Source organism: Niameybacter sp. (genome assembly GCF_036655075.1).
Taxonomy (GTDB): Bacteria; Bacillota; Clostridia; order Lachnospirales; family Cellulosilyticaceae; genus Holtiella.
Map to the genome: position 1 here is coordinate 18,682 of NZ_JAVVQU010000032.1, position 18,953 is coordinate 37,634.

At 36.7% G+C, this 18,953-nt stretch carries 17 protein-coding genes; 1 reads left to right on the plus strand and 16 read right to left on the minus strand.

The annotated features are described in order from the left end of the window. From RRY75_RS09745 to RRY75_RS09820, 16 genes are all read right to left on the minus strand, one after another. Complete coding sequence (locus RRY75_RS09745; RefSeq protein ID WP_332490916.1) at positions 1-2,334, minus strand: U32 family peptidase; 2,334 nt, start codon at positions 2,332-2,334, stop codon at positions 1-3. A gap of 71 nt (positions 2,335-2,405) precedes the next feature. Continuing rightward, positions 2,406-2,735, minus strand: a complete 330-nt coding sequence (locus RRY75_RS09750; protein WP_332490918.1) for a cell division protein ZapA — start codon at positions 2,733-2,735, stop codon at positions 2,406-2,408. A 69-nt stretch (positions 2,736-2,804) separates the two neighbouring features. Continuing rightward, positions 2,805-3,809, minus strand: coding sequence for a Holliday junction branch migration DNA helicase RuvB (ruvB, locus tag RRY75_RS09755; protein WP_332490920.1), 1,005 nt, complete (start codon positions 3,807-3,809; stop codon positions 2,805-2,807). Positions 3,810-3,823: 14 nt separating this feature from the next. Further along, a complete protein-coding gene (gene ruvA, locus RRY75_RS09760) occupies positions 3,824-4,423 on the minus strand; it encodes a Holliday junction branch migration protein RuvA (RefSeq protein ID WP_332490922.1) in 600 nt (199 codons plus the stop codon). A gap of 120 nt (positions 4,424-4,543) precedes the next feature. Then, positions 4,544-4,765, minus strand: coding sequence for a DUF896 domain-containing protein (locus tag RRY75_RS09765; RefSeq protein ID WP_332490924.1), 222 nt, complete (start codon positions 4,763-4,765; stop codon positions 4,544-4,546). 9 nt (positions 4,766-4,774) lie between these two features. Further along, on the minus strand, positions 4,775-5,572 hold the full coding sequence (gene proB / locus RRY75_RS09770) for a glutamate 5-kinase (protein ID WP_332490926.1): 798 nt from the start codon (positions 5,570-5,572) through the stop codon (positions 4,775-4,777). A 33-nt stretch (positions 5,573-5,605) separates the two neighbouring features. After that, a complete protein-coding gene (locus tag RRY75_RS09775) occupies positions 5,606-7,735 on the minus strand; it encodes a DNA topoisomerase (ATP-hydrolyzing) subunit A (protein WP_332490928.1) in 2,130 nt (709 codons plus the stop codon). A gap of 16 nt (positions 7,736-7,751) precedes the next feature. Next, positions 7,752-9,719, minus strand: a complete 1,968-nt coding sequence (locus RRY75_RS09780) for a DNA gyrase/topoisomerase IV subunit B (RefSeq protein ID WP_332490930.1) — start codon at positions 9,717-9,719, stop codon at positions 7,752-7,754. 88 nt (positions 9,720-9,807) lie between these two features. Beyond that, positions 9,808-10,452: an ion channel gene (locus RRY75_RS09785; protein WP_332490931.1), complete on the minus strand. Its 645-nt coding sequence runs from the start codon at positions 10,450-10,452 to the stop codon at positions 9,808-9,810. Then, a complete protein-coding gene (locus RRY75_RS09790; RefSeq protein ID WP_332490933.1) occupies positions 10,445-11,086 on the minus strand; it encodes a peptidylprolyl isomerase in 642 nt (213 codons plus the stop codon). Before RRY75_RS09790 ends, RRY75_RS09785 begins: the two co-directional genes overlap by 8 nt. A gap of 53 nt (positions 11,087-11,139) precedes the next feature. Then, entirely contained in the window at positions 11,140-12,111 is a 972-nt protein-coding gene (locus RRY75_RS09795; RefSeq protein WP_332527579.1) for a GIY-YIG nuclease family protein, read from the minus strand. Positions 12,112-12,171: 60 nt separating this feature from the next. Next, the gene (locus RRY75_RS09800; RefSeq protein ID WP_332494391.1) at positions 12,172-12,537 is read right to left on the minus strand and encodes a DUF1292 domain-containing protein; all 366 of its coding nucleotides are present in this window, start codon (positions 12,535-12,537) and stop codon (positions 12,172-12,174) included. A 77-nt stretch (positions 12,538-12,614) separates the two neighbouring features. Beyond that, positions 12,615-13,538 carry a dipeptidase gene (locus RRY75_RS09805; protein WP_332527580.1) on the minus strand — a complete coding sequence of 308 codons (924 nt, stop codon included), beginning with the start codon at positions 13,536-13,538 and terminating at the stop codon, positions 12,615-12,617. Continuing rightward, on the minus strand, positions 13,539-14,069 hold the full coding sequence (locus RRY75_RS09810) for a peptidylprolyl isomerase (RefSeq protein WP_332494388.1): 531 nt from the start codon (positions 14,067-14,069) through the stop codon (positions 13,539-13,541). Positions 14,070-14,103: 34 nt separating this feature from the next. Then, positions 14,104-15,498 (minus strand): aminopeptidase, encoded by a 1,395-nt coding sequence (locus RRY75_RS09815; RefSeq protein ID WP_332494386.1) that lies wholly within the window; start codon positions 15,496-15,498, stop codon positions 14,104-14,106. A gap of 97 nt (positions 15,499-15,595) precedes the next feature. Next, complete coding sequence (locus RRY75_RS09820) at positions 15,596-17,536, minus strand: L,D-transpeptidase (RefSeq protein WP_332494385.1); 1,941 nt, start codon at positions 17,534-17,536, stop codon at positions 15,596-15,598. 141 nt (positions 17,537-17,677) lie between these two features. Between RRY75_RS09820 and mltG the strand changes: the two genes are divergently transcribed. After that, positions 17,678-18,775 (plus strand): endolytic transglycosylase MltG, encoded by a 1,098-nt coding sequence (gene mltG, locus RRY75_RS09825; RefSeq protein WP_332494383.1) that lies wholly within the window; start codon positions 17,678-17,680, stop codon positions 18,773-18,775. Positions 18,776-18,953: the final 178 nt, after the last annotated feature.

Below are 18,953 nucleotides of genomic sequence, written 5' to 3' on the forward strand. Positions count from 1 at the left end.
TTAGTCGATAGGCTTTAAGAAACTTGCTTTTTGACTTTTGAAGGTTACAGGTTTGTTACCTAGTACACTTTCAAGCACATCTTTAGTTTCTTGTCCATTTTCCTGTGTGAACCAAATACGGTAGATTGCAAGGGAGGTATTATATAAATATTTTTCTGGATCAATAAAAAGCGGCTCATGCATAAGAATTTGCATTTTACATCCTACACAGTCTGTAGTCAATGGCCAAATAGCACCTTTACGATCACGTAGACTATACTGCTTTGTTGGTTGTTTCTTTTGGCACAACTTATGATTACCAAGCACACACTGTTCAGTTATCATAACAGGTAAACGTCCATAAATAATCATTTCTAATGGCCCTGCTAACCCCTCCATTTCTTCTTTAGAAAGTTCTGCTGAAATTGCAATGCGTGTCGCACCCTTTTCTAACCACTGATGAATGGCTTCATTGTTCATCGTATTTAAATTATAATCGATTACTTTTTCTTTTTCACTGGTATTGAGAATATAAAATACGCCTAATGTACGAATGACATAGCCTGTCAGCCCACTTCCTTCCCATAGAGGTAAGCTCTTTTTAATTTTAAGGATCGCTTTCTCTTTTGTAATGGCTGGAAAGACGATATACATGGCTTTGCCTTTAGCTACGCAAAGTTCTAGTGCCTCTTGTGTGATTGTATCATTGTATTGCCACTCCCAGTAAATACTTTTAAAAGTGTCATAGGTTAAAGCGACTTTCAACTGTTCTATTGTACTTACTTGTACCACATAAGCCGCCTCTTCTTGATGACGAATATTCTCACTTGGTGTGTACCCTGTATAAGTATCTACTTGACCTTGTGTACAAATCAAAGTCTCTAACTGACTAGCCGCTTCACGTCTGAGTTCATTGAGTTTGCTAATGGTCATGTAAGCGCCACTCTCCCACTCTACCTCTAAACTTGTAAGTTCAAAAGAAGTACTCCCAAGCTTTGAGAGTTTCTCTACAGCTACTTCTTTAGTAAGTGGTGCACTTTGAGCCTGCTCTAATATATCCCCTACCGCTGTAGCATGTAAGTCTTGATAACTTAATGTATAAGTCACAGGTTCACCAATTTTCCCTTGCACCCAACCTTGTACAGGTATTTTACGTTGTGATTTTTCATAACTTTTACGAAGTACCTTAAGCAAGGTATTGTTTTTAGATAAATAAACAGGACTTTTTTCATCAACCCAGTCCTCTACTCGCACGGTAAATGTTTGACCTGCAGGATAAACTTTGGAAATACCCGTTCCTGCATGTTTTTTCTTATTCCAAATTTCAAGTCCATCTCCAGGATTCAATGTTTTATCTGTATAAATGGTTGCAAGTTTATTACGTTTATCATATTTAACAATATGTCCGACACGAAGACCAATATTTTTGGGTGTCTTTTCAGTCAGCATGTCAATGCCTGCCTTCTTAAAGTAATAGCCTTCTGAGAAGCCTCCACGATTGAAGATAGATTGTAGGGTTTCTAAATCTTCTTGTTCTACTTTATAGTTTTTAGGATCTTTTTGTGCTAAATCAATATATTTACGATACACTTGTGTCACAGAAGCCACATACTCTGGAGACTTCATGCGTCCTTCCATTTTAAAAGAGTCAATGCCTGTTGCAATAAGTTCTGGTAAAAAATTTAAGGTATAAAGGTCTTTTGGACTCAAGAAGTAAGTGGATTGAATTTTTTCTTCGCCATCTTCTAATAAGTCATAGGTCATACGGCAAGGTTGTGCACAACGTCCACGATTTCCACTACGTCCACCAATTTGACTACTAAAGAGGCATTGACCAGAGTAAGAGTAGCACAACGCACCATGAATGAAAGTTTCAATTTCAATATCCACTTCTTCTTTAATTTTTTTAATTTCAGTAAGTTGCATTTCTCTAGCAAGTACCACACGTTTGAAGCCAAAGTGTTTAAGGAAAAGAACATCTTCTAGGCTATGTGCACTCATTTGGGTACTTGCATGGAGTTCAATTTGTGGGAAATAACGTTTAATGAGCTCTGCTACGCCTAAATCTTGTACAATCACGGCATCTACACCAAATCTAGCCAAAGATGCTAAATAGTCCATCAATGCGCCTAACTCTTCTTCTTTAATTAAAGTATTTACGGTAATATGGGTTTTCACACCACGAAGTTTACAATAGTTGACGATTTTTCCTAGTTCATCTTCATCAAAGTTGTCAGCAAATTGTCTTGCATTAAATACTTTTCCACCTACAAAGATGGCATTGGCCCCATTCTCAATAGCTGCAAGAGCATTTTCAAATTTGCCAACTGGTGCTAATAATTCTACTTGTTTCACGCTTTGTCCTTCTTTCTTTTTTCATCATAAAAGGGGCAACCTAAAATTACCCCCCTGAGTCAAACTGTATTTTATTTTTCGATCATCTTTAATTGACTGATTTCAAGTGCCATTTCTTCTACACGGTCTAATAGCGCTAAGTTTTCTTCATTACACTTTTCAAGTTCTTGAGTGAACCGCTCTAAGTCAGTCTCTAGTTTCACGCACTCATCTGCTAAGTTAAGCGCAATAAGCATTTGTCTTTTTTCAGAACTCCAACGATGCATAGGATCATTTTTTTGAACTTCCATCACCTTTTTGTTCAAAAGTGCTGCGGCTTTTTGAATATGTTTTTCTGACTCATTGCCCTGTAATGAAAAAACTTGTCCCCCGATCCTGACTTCTACTCTATTTTTCGTCATCCTAAACACCCCAGTATGTGCCTTTTGTATTTTTTGTCATTATACCATAGGTTGTCTGAAAAAACTATGTTATTGACGTAACTCTTCTGGAATTTGCAAAAAATTCTTAGCATCTTCTGTAAGCATACGTCCTCTTGGCGTACGTTGTAGCAAACCTTGTTGCATGAGATACGGTTCATAAACATCTTCTAAGGTTTCACGCTCTTCACCAATGGTTGCAGCAAGGGTCTCAAGACCTACTGGGCCACCTTTAAATTGGTTCCAAATGGTATTTAAAATACGTCTATCTATTTCATCTAGGCCATAAGTATCGATATTTAGAAGTTTTAAGGAAGCCAGTGCAGTCTCCTCATTAATCACGCCGTCATATTTAATACTTACAATGTCACGTACACGTTTTAACAAACGATTGGCAAGACGTGGAGTGCCTCTTGAACATTTTCCAATCTCTCCCGCACCTACTTCATCGATGCCCACTTCTAAAATACGCGCAGTACGTTCCACAATCTTTCTGAGTTCTTCTAATGAGTAGTATTCAAGGCGTTGAACAATACCAAAACGGTCACGAAGTGGTGAGCTCAGCATACCTGCACGGGTCGTAGCACCAACAAGTGTAAAAGGTGGTAGCGAAAGTCTAATAGATTTAGCCGTTGGCCCTTTTCCAACAACAATATCTATATGATAGTCTTCCATAGCTGAATACAGTACCTCTTCTACTTGCCTCGGCATACGATGAATTTCATCAATGAAAAGTAAGTCACCTGGTTGTAAACCATTTAAAATTGCCGCAATATCTCCTGGTTTCTCAATAGCAGGTCCTGCTGTAACTTTCAATTTAACGCCCATCTCATGGGCAATAACACCAGCAAGGGTGGTCTTCCCCAGCCCCGGTGGTCCATAGAGTAAGACATGGTCTAAAGCTTCTCCTCGTCCTTTGGCTGCTTCAATAAAAATTTTCAGATTTTCTTTAATAGTACTTTGTCCAATATAGTCCTCAAGGGTCAAGGGTCTAATATTATTTTCTATGTCATTGTCTTCTGTGTGTAAGTCTGCAGACATCATACGTGTTTCCATTTACTTGCCCCCCCTTAATTTGTAAGTAACGCCAAAGCTTTTTTAATAATTGTTTCAGTTGTATCGTTATAGTCAAAGATAGCTTGAACTGATTTTCTTGCTTCTGATCCTGGGAAGCCTAGAGCTTCTAAGGCTGCTATAGCCTCTTCTTTTGCTTGTCCTGTCGCTTCTGGTAAGCCTTTTTCTAAGTAAGCTAAATCTGGCATAGCCAAACGCTGTACAACATCTTTGAGTTCAAGGATAATACGTTGAGCTGTCTTTGGACCAATGCCACTTACTTTTCCTAGTGCCTTATGGTCTTGCATCATAATAATTTCAATAAGATGATCTACATCGTATAAATTCATCATTTGTAAAGCTGTCTTGGGGCCGATACCATTTACCCCTACTAGCTTTTTAAAAAGTTCTTTTTGCTGTACGGTTACAAATCCGTAGAGGTCATGGGCATCCTCTTTAATATTTTCAAAAATATAAAGTTTCACTTGTTTGCCTCTTTGTAAGACATTTCTATTTTGCTCATAAGGTACAAAGACTTCATAGCCTATTTGCCCTACTTCTATCCATATATCATTTTCATGTATTTCAGTAATTTCGCCTTTTAAATATGCAATCATAGCTTCTCCTTCAACAAGAACATTTGTTCTTATTGTACACTAATCTTATCTTTTCGTCTACTAGAAGAGCTGTCTAATCAATAAGAAAGGGCCATTGCAATGATGCAACAGCCCCAGTGACTACTTATCAGCTGGCATGTATTTTAATGGGTGTAACTGACCATCTGGTGTTTTAATCTTTGTATTAGATAACTGACTTTTAAAGTTAGATCTAAAAATTTGCAAGTATTGTTCACGTAATTTTGCTTGTTCTTCAAGCTCTGTAGGTGTTAATCCTTCAGTTTTCTTTTTGTTTGCAAGTTCATTAATACGTGCAATAAGTTTATCCATTTCCATATTCATTACCCTCTCTTATCTGGCTTTAAACCATGTCCCTACTTCTTGGCCTTCTAAAATGTTATATAGCACATTAATATCATCTCCTAAAGCAACAATCGTATGAGTATTGTTTGCTTTAGCAATTTTTGCTGCTGTAATCTTAGTTGTCATACCACCTGTTCCAAACTGAGAACCCGTGTCTTTCCCTAATCCTTCAACTTCTGGTGTAATCTCATCTACTTGACTAATAAGTGTTGCTTCAGGATTATCTTTTGGATTATCGGTATAAAGCCCATCAATATCCGTCAGTAAAATGAGTAAGTCTGCATCTACAAGCTCTGCTACCATTGCAGATAATGTATCATTGTCACCAAAACGGTAACCTTCGATTTGTGCTGTAGAAATACAGTCATTTTCATTAATAATTGGAATCACACCTAATTTAAGAAGTGCAAATAATGTATTTTGAGCATTTTGGTTTTTAATCGGATCTTCAATTACATCTTTAGTCAGGAGCACTTGTGCAATCACTTGGTTGTACTCTCCAAAAAACTTTTCATAGATTTGCATTAAAATAGCTTGCCCAATAGCAGCTGCCGCTTGCTTCATCTCAAGTTCTTGTGGACGCTCACTTAGTCCCATTCTTCTTGTCCCAACACCAATGGCTCCAGAAGATACTAATATGATTTCCTTACCTTGATGATTTAAATCGGTTAAAACACGTGCTAATTTTTCCATTTTGTTTAAGTTGGTTTGGCCATTTGAGTGTGTCAAAGATGACGTCCCAATCTTAACGATAATACGTTGACTTTCTAAAAGCTGATTTCTCATGATTTCCTCCCGCCATTTAACTACCTAGTCGCCCTATAATCTTGCTTGGGCTGGCAATGTTTTTATTGCTAATTTTTCTGTCTCTTCATCATTTGTAAGTCGTGTCAGACTTGCCATCATATGTTTTTTTGTAATGGTAAGTGCTTGTATCCCCGGCGTATCTCTTTTTGCCTTTTCTTCAATAAGTGCTGTTGGAATAATGGCAGAACGCTCATCTGTTCGTGTACACTGGATATAGGTTTCCTCATGAATCGCACACATACCTACACAACTTGCCTTACCGTAGTATGCTTTAACAAGCTTTTTACGATTTGTCTTTGTTTCATAGACATTGAGTGGCACACGCGCCACCTTTCCTGTTTCAAACCCAAAAATCATAGAACCGGAATAGTCCATGGTTGGATAAACATATAAAATTGTTTCATCTGGTTCTAAGTCTAATACATTCGGTAAATAGACCCCATATTGGCTGGCTTTACAGTCTTCAAGTTCATACGTTTTTATTTTATACACATTACACTTATTTGTGAAGAATAAAAGATCACTTTTATTCATAGTTTCTACTTCTTGACAAATAATATCGTTATCTTTCATCTTCTGCTCCCCACTACTACGTAGGGAAGCTAGTGAAATTTTCTTTAAATACTGATGTTCTGTAAAGAAAATTTTCAAGCTATAATCTTCGATTAATGCATCACTTGGAAGTGCTTCTATTTTATGAGGTTCAATTAAAGTCGTACATCTAGGTTTTGAATATTTCTTTTTCGTTTGTTTCAGTTCATCACTAATAACTTTTTTAAGTTTTTGATCACTTCCAATAATCTCAGATAAGCGCGCCATTTCTTGTGCTAGCTTGTCTACATCTTGTAAAGTGTTTAAAATATATTGCTGATTTAAATGACGCAACTTAATCTCAGCCACAAATTCTGCTTGCAGTTCAGTCAGTTCAAAAGCACGCATCAAGTTTGGAACAACCTGATTTTCCTTTTCAGTATGGCGGATAATCTCAATTGCCTTGTCAATATCAAATAGAATTTGTTTTAGGCCTAGTAAAAGGTGATGTCTTTTTTCCATCTTTTCAATATTATACGTAAACTTACGCACGAGACAATCTTTTCTAAAGCGTACCCATTCTTCAATAATACGTTTGACACCCAGCACTTTAGGTGCTCCATCAATAAGGAGATTAAAGTTACAACTAAAACTATCTTCTAAAGTAGTTAACTTAAAAAGTTTTTGCATGACAATCCCAGGGTCTGCTGCACGTTTTAAGTCTACAGTAAGCTTCAGACCAGATAAGTCTGTCTCATCTCGCACATCTGAAACCTCTTTAATTTTTCCAACTTTAACTGCATCTTCTATTTTATCAATAATCGCTTCTACCGTTGTGGTATAAGGAATCTCTGTAATTTCAATACAGTTTTCTTTTTTTACATATTGATACTTCCCTCGCATTCTAAATGAGCCACGACCACTATTCATAATTTGTCTCATCTCTTCTTTGTCATAGAAGATTTCTCCACCTGTAGAAAAGTCTGGTGCTAAGATGTAGTCTGTTACATCCACCTTGTCGTCTTTCAAGTATGCAATAGTTGCATCACATACTTCATCTAAGTTGAAACTACAAATGTTGCTGGCCATCCCTACGGCAATTCCTTGATTAGGATTGACTAAAATATTAGGAAACGTTACAGGTAGTAACGTTGGTTCCTTCATCTTCCCATCATAGTTATCTACAAATTCAACTGCATTTTCTTCAATATCTTTAAAAAGTTCTTCACAAATATCACTTAGCTTAGCTTCTGTATAACGGGAAGCTGCATAAGCCATATCTCTTGAATACACTTTCCCAAAGTTTCCTTTAGAATCTACAAAAGGTGTATTAAGTGCTGCATATCCTTTTGTCAAACGCACCATTGTCTCATAGATGGCTGCATCCCCATGAGGATTCAGTTTCATCGTCTGCCCTACAATGTTAGCCGATTTGGTTCTGGCTGATTTTAATAGTGACATTTTATACATGGTGTAAAGTAACTTACGATGTGAAGGCTTAAATCCATCTATCTCAGGCAGGGCACGAGAAACAATAACACTCATGGCATAAGGCATGTAGTTAGACTCTAACGTCTCTGATATATTTTGTCTAACAATCTTTTCATTCATCTTAAACCCTCCCTTCTTAACTCATATCTAATTGATCTAAATATTCATGGCCTACTTCTGCAATAAAGGCCTTTCTACCTGCTAGATTATCTCCAAGCAGTCTTTCGAATACTTCCTTCGTACGTTCTGCATCTTCTGGCATCACTTGAATCAGTCTTCTTGTCTCAGGATTCATCGTAGTTTCCCACATCATTTCAGGGTCATTTTCACCAAGCCCTTTTGAACGTTGAATCGTATACTTCGCTTTAAGCTTGACTAAAATTTGTGCTTTTTCAAACTCAGAATACGCAAAGTAAGTTTTATCCTTCGTATTAATTTCATAAAGTGGTGTCTCTGCAATAAACACTTTACCCTCTTTAATCAAAGTCGGTACAAGAGAATACAGCATCGTTAAAATCAATGTGCGAATTTGGAACCCGTCTACATCAGCATCCGTACAGATGACTACTTTGTGCCATCTCAAATTATCTAATTCAAAAGTATGAAGCTCTTTGTTGTGTTTACTTGTAATCTCTACACCACAACCGAGCACTTTTAAGAGGTCTATAATGATATCACTCTTAAAGATTTTATCATAATCTGATTTGAGGCAATTTAGGATTTTCCCTCTTACTGCCATAATACCTTGAAATTCTGAATTTCTTCCAAGTTTACAAGACCCAAGCGCAGAATCCCCTTCTACGATATAAAGTTCACGTTTATTAATATCTTTTGTACGACAATCTACAAACTTTTTAATGCGATTTGTAATATCAATCGTTCCACCTAGCTGTTTACGCACATTAATTCTTGTACGTTCTGCTTTTTCACGACTACGTTTATTGACAAGAACTTGTTTGGCAATACGCGTTGCCTCATCTCTATTTTCAATAAAGTAAATAGAAAGGTAATCTTTTAAGAAGTCTTGTATTGCTTCTTGGATAAACTTATTTGTAATGGCTTTTTTCGTTTGATTTTCATAGCTTGTAATCGTTGAGAAAGAGTTGGCAATCAAAATCAAACTATCTTGAACATCTACAAAAGTTACCTTTTTCTCATCTTTGTTATAAAGATTTTCATTTTTCAAGTATTGATCGATACAGTAGACAAAGGCATTTTTAATCGCCTTATCTGGTGCACCACCATATTCTAGAAAACTAGAGTTATGATAGTATTCTAGTAAATTTGCTTCGTTACAAAATGTAAAAGCAATTTCAAATTTAAGTCTGTACTCAGGTCGCTCTGGACTATCTTGTCCTCTTGTCTCATGTTTTACAAGCAATACTTCACTAAATTGCTTGTCCTCTGCTACTTCTTTGACATAGCCCAAAATTCCCTCTGGGTATAGATACTTGCTTTTCTCATTTCTTATTTGATCTTCGAAGTTAAAGGTAATCCCCTGATTGACAACTGCCTGACGTTTTAAAATGTTGTGGAAGTATTCACTCCTAAGTTGAATATCTGTAAAAACATCTTTATCCGGTTTCCAGTGAATACGTGTCCCTGTAGATTTGTAGTTTGCCTTTTGCTTTCTAAGTCCTCCTATATTTTCACCATGTTCAAAGTGAAGTTCGTATGCGTAGCCATCTACATGTACTTCTACATCCATGAACGCTGAACTATATTGAGTGGCACATGCGCCAAGACCATTTAATCCTAAGCTAAACTCATAGTTTTGGCCATCGTTGTTGTTATATTTCCCCCCAGCATAAAGCTCACAAAAAATAAGATCCCAGTTATAGCGGCCTTCCTTCTCGTTGTAATCAAGTGGCATGCCACGCCCATAATCTTGTACTATAATTGAATAATCTTTACAAAGTGTTACATCAATAACACTTCCATACCCCTCTTTTGCTTCATCAATCGCATTGGATAAAATCTCAAATACGGAGTGTTCACAGCCTTCGATACCATCGGAGCCAAAAATAACAGCTGGACGCAATCTTACTCTGTCCGCACCTTTTAGCGAGGAAATACTTTGATTTCCATAATTATCTTTTTTCATATTTTATCACCTGCACATTTATTCTCATTTTAATACTGTAAAATATGCTTTAAATCTTGTCAAGTTTTGCCACAGATAAAAAAAGAGGCTAGGGCGCCTCTTTTTCATCTAAATCTAAACTTACATAAACTGTAAAGCTTACAGCTAGAAGTAAAAATCCTGTTATAATTTCATACATAACCAGCCCTCTTGCTAAAGGATGTACAGGTACATAGTCCCCATATCCAACAGAAGCAATCGTAATTAAACTGACATAGAGCGCTGTAAAAGGACTTTCGATGGGTTGGTTAAACAGCCCTCCGTGAAATCCATATTGTAAATAATACGTATCTAGAATAAAGTAGAGTATAGCATATTGAATAGTCAGCTCCATAAAACTTCTAAGCGCTAATCCAATACGATCAAAATACTCTAGACCATTTTTGCTACGTCTACTAGGATCGAGCTTATCAAATACATCTTTAATAAAAGCCATAAAAATTTCATTTACCCGTGAAAGCGCCCACAAAGGAATGAAAATAAGGACAACTTTTAAAGGTGGCATGTTACCTGCTACTTGTCCCCATAAAAAAAGGATGCCCCAAATACTCAAGGCTATTCCAAAATAAATTTTGTTGAGTCTTTTGACACGTATCCCCCTGTTGGCGCTAGAGGTTGCGCTCTTCTTGTATGTGTCGCTCACCCATAACGTGGGGGCTAAGCACCATTTCAGCCAAGTCTTTTTATTAGTCATTTTGAGCCATCACTTCTTGTATGGTAAGTATCTCTGGTGGTGTGTAGCACGCTTCATAATTTTGAACGTCTATACTTTCAATATAAATAGGTGTAACAGGTGCATAGTTACCATACACACCTTTCTCTTGCAAAGTATCTAGCTGTTCTAGCCCTTCTATAATACGTCCAAATGCTGCATATTTTCCATCGAGTTGCCAATCATCTTCTAAAAGTACGAAAAACTGGCTACCTTCTGTATTGAAGTTGCGCCCCCTAGCCATGGAGAGTGTGCCTCTTTTATGTTTTAAACGGTTGTTAACACCATTGTATTTACATTCACTTTTTATATAATATCCAGGAAAACCTTTCCCATTGCCTATAGGATCTCCTACTTGAATAAGATAGTCTGGAATAATACGGCTCACCTTTGTACCTATATAATAATCTGATAAGGCTAAATAAATAAAGTTATTTACAGTATTAGGTGCCTCTTCTGGGAAAAGCTCTACTGTAAAGGTTGTATCGTCACTTAAATGAATCGTTGCAATAGGATGAGTCTCTATATTGGAACTACTAATCTCAATCGTACGATTCATAACAAACAAAATAAGCGCTATACACGCCATACTTAAACAAAATACAATTTTTTTCACTACGTGCCTCTTTCCTTAGTATTTTGTTATAGTATGGGTATGTGTTTGAATTTTTATACTTCTATACGATACATTTTTCGCTCTATAAAGCTATACAAAATCTTAACTTCATCTATATTTTCTTTTAAAACTCGCACCTTATAGCGTACCTTTTTATCTTGAGTAAGTGTTCTTAAATGTTCTACAATCTCTGCTTCCTCATAGGCCATCCCCACACATATATGGTAAATCACCCCATTCAGAATTAAATAGTACTTGTAAAAAAGTGTGCCTTGTATAGGCAGCCTCCCTATTAAGCTCTGAGATTCTAACCGTTCAAGCATCTCATACATGCCTCTTATATAGTTTAGACCACGTAGATACTCATAATAAGTGCCTGCCTTTTCAAATTCCCACGCCTCACTATAGCCCTCAATCTGTGTCATAAGCTTTGCTGGTAGTGGACTCTCCTTTGCCAGTGCTTGGTCTATAAAGTCTAAGCGCTGGGCTCGTACGTCTTGTGCGCAATAGCCCTCACACTTTCCAAATGTATTTTTCATACATTCTTCTATCTTATTTTTACAACACATAAAAGGATATTGACTTTCAAAAAATGCTTGAGCTTGTCGACTAAGACGTGGCTGAGTCAAAGGTCCAATTACTCTTAATGCTTTTTCAGGTCTTGTCTTACTCCATCTAATCCGATAGTGTGGACTACTTTCTACAATCAAATAACCATAACGCTCAGTATGCATCAATGCTGTATTGTAGGGTGGACGATAAAACTTAATCCATTTGCACTCTAGCAAAAGAGCATCTAGTTCTGTATCTGTGTAATATACTTCTACATCCCAAAGTCTCACTAACATCTGTTGAATCTTATGACCTCGCTTAATCTCTTTAGCTAAGTAAGAGCTCACGCGTGTCTTAAGGGCAATAGATTTTCCAATATACAAGATATTTCCATATTCGTCAAGCATTTTATAAACACCGGGTAGGTCTAAAACGGTTTGAAGTCGTTGTTTAATTTGTTGTCGATTCATCATAAGCGTAGTATATGCAAAAGTGCAATAAAAAACAGGATGATTACTCATCCTGTTTTTTTACTATTCTTGTGTTTCGTCAGCTTCTTCTTCTAAGTCACCAAAGAATAAGTCGTCGAATTCACCAGCTACTTTTTCATATTCTTCATCAGATGTGATTTCTGCTAATTTGATATCATCATTTTCTTCTGAATAACGGTAAATAAGTACTTCTTCTTCGTCTTGTGGTGCTAAAGCAATATATTCAATATCATCAACTTCGAAAATACCTAATACGTCACAAGCTACTTCTTTGTTTTCATCTTCGAATGTTACGTAGATTACTGGTTCTTCGTGTTCACCACATCCGCAACCTTCATGATTGTGATCGTGTCCGCCTCCGCAACATCCTTCATCGTGTGAACATCCACATGTTTTGTTTTCTTCCATTGTAGTAGTCTCCCTTCTGTTTAAAAGAACTATAGTCCCATTATAGCATCAGAGTGAAATTTTTCCAAGTAAAAGCTTTAGAAGTTTTCACGAATAATACGCTCTGCATTGCCATAACAGATTTTATCAATGATACGTGAATTAAATAAACGTGTCATACTACTTCTAAGTCTATCCATTTCTTTGCAATTACATACCTCTAAATTACAACTTATCCCATCAAAATCTGTTCCAAGGGCTAAAACGTCTTCGCCTACTTGATTATAGATGTATTGAATATTACCGATGAGGTCGTCTACTGTGCTATTTTGACTCTGATTTAAGAATTCACTAAAGAAATTAGTACCTACTAAGCCACCACTTTGGGCAATGATTCTTAAACCTTCATCGGTGACATTGCGACTTTCATTACAGTAACCTCTTGCATTTGAGTGAGAGGCAATAATAGGCTTTTTATATAAGTCTACAATATCCGGAAGTGCAGCTTCTGATAAATGAGAAATATCTAAAAGGATTGGTGCATGATTTAGCCCCTCCACAATAGATTTCCCCTTTTGAGTGAGGCCTTTGTTAATAGAATGGGGTGCCCCTAAACTATTTTCATAGTTCCAAGTTAAAGTCATCAGCGTAATCCCCATCTCAGTTAAAGTCTCAATAGGGTTTTCAAGTTTCGCAATAACTTCACCTTCTTCTAGTGATAAAAAGGCTGCAACTTTATTTTCCTCTTTACAACGCATATAGTCTGCATACGTTCTGGCTATAGCAATATCTTTTTCATTTTTCTTCACTTCTTGTATGAAATAATCATACATTTCTTGGAACTCTCCAAAAAGATCTCCTGCCCCATCTTGTTTCATCACAAGAAAGAAAGCAAACCACTGTGCCAAGTAGTGGCTTGCTTTCATCTTTTGGATGTCTACATGATAGTCATTGTGTGCAAGCTCTGTTTTGTTAGCCAAAATCAGACTTGCTGTGTCACAGTGCAAATCAATATAAGACATTTATTCACCTACTTTTTCAGGTGCTTCGTATGTTTTACCTTTTGTATCTACAGTCATAGATTGAATCACAACTGGGTTAAGTGGTTTATCCATATGATTTGTTTTAGTTATTGCAATGTAATCTACCACGTCTAAACCTTCTACAACTTTACCAAAAGCTGCGTATTGTCCATCTAAATGTGGTGAGTTCTCATGCATAATAAAGAACTGTGAACCTGCTGAGTTAGGACTCATAGCACGTGCCATAGAAATTACACCTTTAGCATGTTTTAAATCATTTTTTACGCCATTGCCACTAAACTCACCTTTAATGCAGTAACCTGGACCACCTGTACCAGTCCCTTGTGGGCATCCACCTTGAATCATAAAGCCACGAATAACACGGTGGATGCCAAGTCCATCATAATATCCTTTTTGTACTAAACTAATAAAGTTGTTAACTGTGTTAGGTGCAACTTCTGGGTAAAGCTCTAATTTAATGATACTACCATCATTCATTGTCATTGTTACGATTGGGTTTAAATTTTCCATGTTGAACACTTCCTTTTTCTTTTCTAGTTAATTATTATGCATGTTTTAGGAAAGCAATATACGCTTTTCTCATTTCATAAAGGTCTACTTTGCTTGTAATTTCCCATGGTGCGTGCATGCTATGGACTGGAACACCACAGTCTACAACGTCCATACCGTACTGTGCTAAAATGTAAGCGATTGTACCACCGCCACCAAGATCGATGCGGCCAAGCTCTGCTGTTTGCCAAGTTACATTGTTTTCTGCCATGATTTTTCTAAGGTATGCCATGTATTCGGCATTCGCTTCATTTGAACCTGATTTTCCACGAGAGCCTGTGTATTTCATAAATACAACACCTTTTCCAAAGTAAGCTGCATTATTTTTTTCAAGTACAGATGGGTAATTTGGATCATGACCTGCTGTAACATCTGAAGAAAGCATTTTTGAGCGTGCTAGAGTTCTTCTTACAAGAATGTTAGAATCACCTTCTGTCAAAGCAAGTAATTCTGCCACTGTGTTTTCGAAGAATTTAGAATGCATACCAGATGCCCCTACACTACCAATTTCTTCTTTATCTACAAGAATTGTACCAATTGTACGGGTTGGATTTTCTACTTCAAGTTGTGCTTCAAAAGATGCGTAACCACACACTCTATCATCTTGACCATATCCCATGACCATACTTCTATCTAAACCATAGTCACGCGCTGGACCTGCTGGTACAATTTGAATTTCTGCTGATACGAAATCTTCTTCTGTGATGCCATATTTGTCATTAAGTAATTTTAAGATATTTGCTTTCACTTTATCTTTTTCTTCGTCTTCAAGTGGTAATGTTCCTAAACAAATATTAAGGTCTTCCCCTGCAATTGCTTCAGAAAGTTTCTTTTGCATTTGCTCACTTGAAAGGTGAATAAGTAAGTCAGAAATACCTACTACTGGATCTGTTTCATCTTCACCAATAGCAATATTTACAACTTCACCATCTTGTTTAACAATAGCACCATGAATAGCAAGTGGTAATGCTACCCATTGATATTTTTTAACACCACCATAGTAGTGTGTTTTAAACATTGCAAAGTTAGAGTCTTCATAAAGTGGGTTTGGTTTAAGGTCAAGTCTTGGAGAGTCTAGATGCGCACCAAGTAAGTTCATCCCATTTGATAAAGGCTCCTGTCCAATACAGAACATAAGTAAAGTTTTATCACAGTAGTTGGCATACACTTTATCGCCTGCTTGAAGTTTTTTACCTACTTGAATGTATTCTTCAAGATCTACGTAACCATGAGTTTTTGCTTCCTCGATCATATTTCTTACACATTCACGCTCGGTTTTATTTACAGAAATAAATTTTCTATATCGTTCACCATAAGCAAATAGTGCTTTTTTGTCTTCTTCAGTATATGCATCCCATGCACATTTATATTCTTTTGTTAACTCTGACATTGTGTTCCTCCTTGAGTTTTTCTAAATGTAGTAGTCTTCATTATTTTATCATATTACACAAGATATTCCAAATTGAATTTACATTTAAATTTATTCTTTAGCGAATTAAAACACCCGTTCCAAGAGGCATTGTTTCATAAAGCCATTTACTGTCCTCGGGAGACAGTCTTAAACAACCATGTGAAGCACGCTCACCTAATGAACTCATACCACTTATAACATACTTCCCTTCAATATCGAACAAAACAGAATGGTAGAGATAATCGCCAAAAAGATGTAATGCAGTCTTACATCTGTACCCTTTCTCCATTCCAAATGCGGGGACATAGCCACTGACTTTAAACTCACCGGTAGGCGTCGGCGTTTTATTTAACCCTGTGGAAGTTGGCATGCGCTTAATGAGTTTCCAACTTCCCTTTTGCTTTTCAAACACATAAGTTGTCTGCCTATATAAGTCTGTCCAAATATAGTAGGGCGATTGACTTGTTTTGTTCAAACTATTAAAATAAGCTTCCAGCGTAGGCGTTGGGACTTGTTCCTTATGCGCTTTAGGCGTAGGTGGAATAGAAACGCTGTTCCAAGGCACAGCAATCTTCTTACCCTTTTTTAGCAAATGGTAATACTCTCCATCTTCTGCTGCCCACACCTCTACTTTTTCTCCTTTCTCAAAACCATGTGTTGCGTATTTCATCGTTCCAATAATTTTGTTAGCAGGAAAAAGCTGCTCCACCAAAGAACCCACATCATGGTTTTCATTTTGGGTATACCGCTCCCATACACTTAATGTTTGTTGACCATAGCCTTTATATGGGAAAGTAAATGTTTCACTTTCCCTACTGATAGCTTTTACCATTGTACTCATATGTATAACCTTTTGCTCCCTACCATAAAATTCCTCTTTAAGTGGATAGCTCTCTCCAGGTTGTAACTGCGAAATGTAAACTATTTCCTCAAACATCGTTTTACCATTCCAAAATAGACTGATGACTTCCACATCTATAGGCTGATCTAAACTATTTGTAATAGTTTGCGGTGTGAGATGTACCCCTTGTTGATGATAATACCTATTGGGTACTAAGTTACAACGCTTCCCATCAATCACTAAATCAAAATATTCACCCAAGCTGCGAACAGGTACCAATACCTCTTTTCCACACTTTAAGCTATAAGTTAGTATATTACCTACATACACCTTTTGATTGTTATAGGTAGCTATTGTGCTTTCTAGTGGCTTGGACTTCTTCTCAGGTTCTCCCACTTGTGCACCTAAATATTCATAGGTCAGATAAAACACATTGGCAACGCTCTCTACATTAAAGCCTATAGTCTTTAAATCTGAAATACTCATATAGTTAACATCCCCTAATGTATAAAGGGTATAAATACCATCACTCAGATAAGCTTGTAGGTCACTCGTTTGAATAATCCCTGCAGGCACTTCTTTTAAAAACTGACTTGTGATTTTGCTGCCTTGAAACGCTACAATTTTTGCTAAAACCTCGCTATACACCTCTCTAGATACTTGTGTCTCAAATTCTAGTCCCTCTTTCCAGAGACCTTCTTGCTTCATTCTTTCTATGTATCCAGACTCATCTTGCTTATAAATCGGTGATAAGCCTAGTTTATAGCAACCTATTTGAGCGAGTACTTCTGGTGTAATATACTCCTTTTCTCCATTTAAAATTTGAATGCGCTTAATAGATGTCTCCCATAGAGGATCATTTGCTAAGTCCTCTATAGTCACACCTTCCCCTTGAGCCAAAGTGACTACTTCCACAGATTCTAAATTTTCTTGCCCTTCTCCTATACCTTCTACACCTTGCCCTATATTTTCTTTATCTAGAATTGCTTCTTGCTCGCTATATATACTTCCAACCAGTATATCCCCTGTTCCCACACCACCTCCACTAGATACTTCTTCTTGTCTCGTCACTATAATGTTTTTACTATCTTCCCCTTCATAAGCATGAAGTATAGGGAAGTATTGCATCATCAGTACCCCTGTTAAACTCCATATTATACATTTTCTATAGTTCATTTTTATCTCCTTGTACCATTTTTTACCATTTTAGTATATCAAAGTAGATCTTTTTCTTCAAGTTGTACATAAAATTAAAATGATTGAATTATAAGATCAAAATAGTTATAATTTTATATAAATATACTAAGGAGGAAAAAAATGAAAAAACATAAAAATGCTCAGCGAAAAATCTACAATTTATTGTTTTGTATGTTTCTTTTAGTTCTAGCAGCTTGTGGAGGCGTCATTGCTTTTTCCAAAAGCTTTGATTATAGTTTCGATATGATTAATGAAAATAGTACCCGTCCTACTAGCTCAACGATTCGTGAACTGCCTATTACTATTGATCAGCATACAACAATAGAGAACTTAGCCCAAATACTCTACGAACAAGGCTTCATTGGAAATAAGTTTTGGTTTTTATTAGAAGCCAAACTCTATAATTATGCTGACCAGCTTATTCCTGGTACATATCGCTTAAGTAGTACTATGACCAATATCGAAATGCTTAAATTTATGACACGCATCCACAAAGAAGAAACGGCTATTTCTTTTACTATTCCCGAAGGCTTTACGGTAGAACAAATAGCCAATCGCCTAGATGATAAAAAAATTGTTGCTAAAGAAGACTTTATACGTGCTGTAAATGAAAAAACTTATGATTATACTTTTTTACAAAATATTTCAACTGATACAAAATACCGCTTAGAAGGCTATTTATTCCCAGATACTTATACCGTTTATCCCGACACCTCCTCTGAAGAAATTATTATGATGATGTTGAATCGTTTTGAAGAGATTTCTAACCTCTATACAACTCACTTATATGACTCTAACTACACATTGCATGACATCGTACGCATTGCCTCTATTATTGAACATGAGGCTAAACTTGAAGAAGAACGTCCTATCATATCAGGCGTTATTTATAATCGGCTCCAGCAGGATATGCCACTTCAAATGTGTTCTACCGTTCAGTATGCCATGGAAAAACGCAAAAAAGTACTTACAGCAGAGGACTTAAGTATGGAGTCTACTTATAATACTTACTTACATACAGGCTTACCTATTGGCCCAATCTGCTCTCCTGGCGAAAGTTCTTTGCGTGCTGCTTTTCTTCCAGAAAATAATGATTACTTCTACTTTGTTTTAAAGGATGCTACTGAAGGTTCACATGCTTTTAGTTCTACAGCTGATGAACATGCTGCCTACAAAGCACAATACAAACAATCTCAAGATGTCAACTTTACAGAATAGCAACCACCTACTACACACCAAAGTGCTTACATGATTCATTTCATTCTCATCATAAACTTTTGTTCAATGTCTTTGCATTCCGTTACGCCCTATTGACTATCAAAGAGGCTGCCTATTGGCAGCCGAGGCCACTGAAAAACTTTTATTTTTCGGCAACTTTGTATATGACTAAGCAAAA

Coding starts and splice junctions, on each gene's coding strand:
- RRY75_RS09750 (WP_332490918.1), bottom strand. CDS start 2,735: ATGACGAAAAATAGAGTAGAAGTCAGGATCGGGGGACAAGTTTTTTCA.
- ruvB (WP_332490920.1), bottom strand. CDS start 3,809: ATGGAAACACGTATGATGTCTGCAGACTTACACACAGAAGACAATGAC.
- ruvA (WP_332490922.1), bottom strand. CDS start 4,423: ATGATTGCATATTTAAAAGGCGAAATTACTGAAATACATGAAAATGAT.
- RRY75_RS09765 (WP_332490924.1), bottom strand. CDS start 4,765: ATGAATATGGAAATGGATAAACTTATTGCACGTATTAATGAACTTGCA.
- proB (WP_332490926.1), bottom strand. CDS start 5,572: ATGAGAAATCAGCTTTTAGAAAGTCAACGTATTATCGTTAAGATTGGG.
- RRY75_RS09775 (WP_332490928.1), bottom strand. CDS start 7,735: ATGAATGAAAAGATTGTTAGACAAAATATATCAGAGACGTTAGAGTCT.
- RRY75_RS09780 (WP_332490930.1), bottom strand. CDS start 9,719: ATGAAAAAAGATAATTATGGAAATCAAAGTATTTCCTCGCTAAAAGGT.
- RRY75_RS09785 (WP_332490931.1), bottom strand. CDS start 10,452: ATGACTAATAAAAAGACTTGGCTGAAATGGTGCTTAGCCCCCACGTTA.
- RRY75_RS09795 (WP_332527579.1), bottom strand. CDS start 12,111: ATGATGAATCGACAACAAATTAAACAACGACTTCAAACCGTTTTAGAC.
- RRY75_RS09800 (WP_332494391.1), bottom strand. CDS start 12,537: ATGGAAGAAAACAAAACATGTGGATGTTCACACGATGAAGGATGTTGC.
- RRY75_RS09805 (WP_332527580.1), bottom strand. CDS start 13,538: ATGTCTTATATTGATTTGCACTGTGACACAGCAAGTCTGATTTTGGCT.
- RRY75_RS09810 (WP_332494388.1), bottom strand. CDS start 14,069: ATGGAAAATTTAAACCCAATCGTAACAATGACAATGAATGATGGTAGT.
- RRY75_RS09815 (WP_332494386.1), bottom strand. CDS start 15,498: ATGTCAGAGTTAACAAAAGAATATAAATGTGCATGGGATGCATATACT.
- RRY75_RS09820 (WP_332494385.1), bottom strand. CDS start 17,536: ATGAACTATAGAAAATGTATAATATGGAGTTTAACAGGGGTACTGATG.
- mltG (WP_332494383.1), top strand. CDS start 17,678: ATGAAAAAACATAAAAATGCTCAGCGAAAAATCTACAATTTATTGTTT.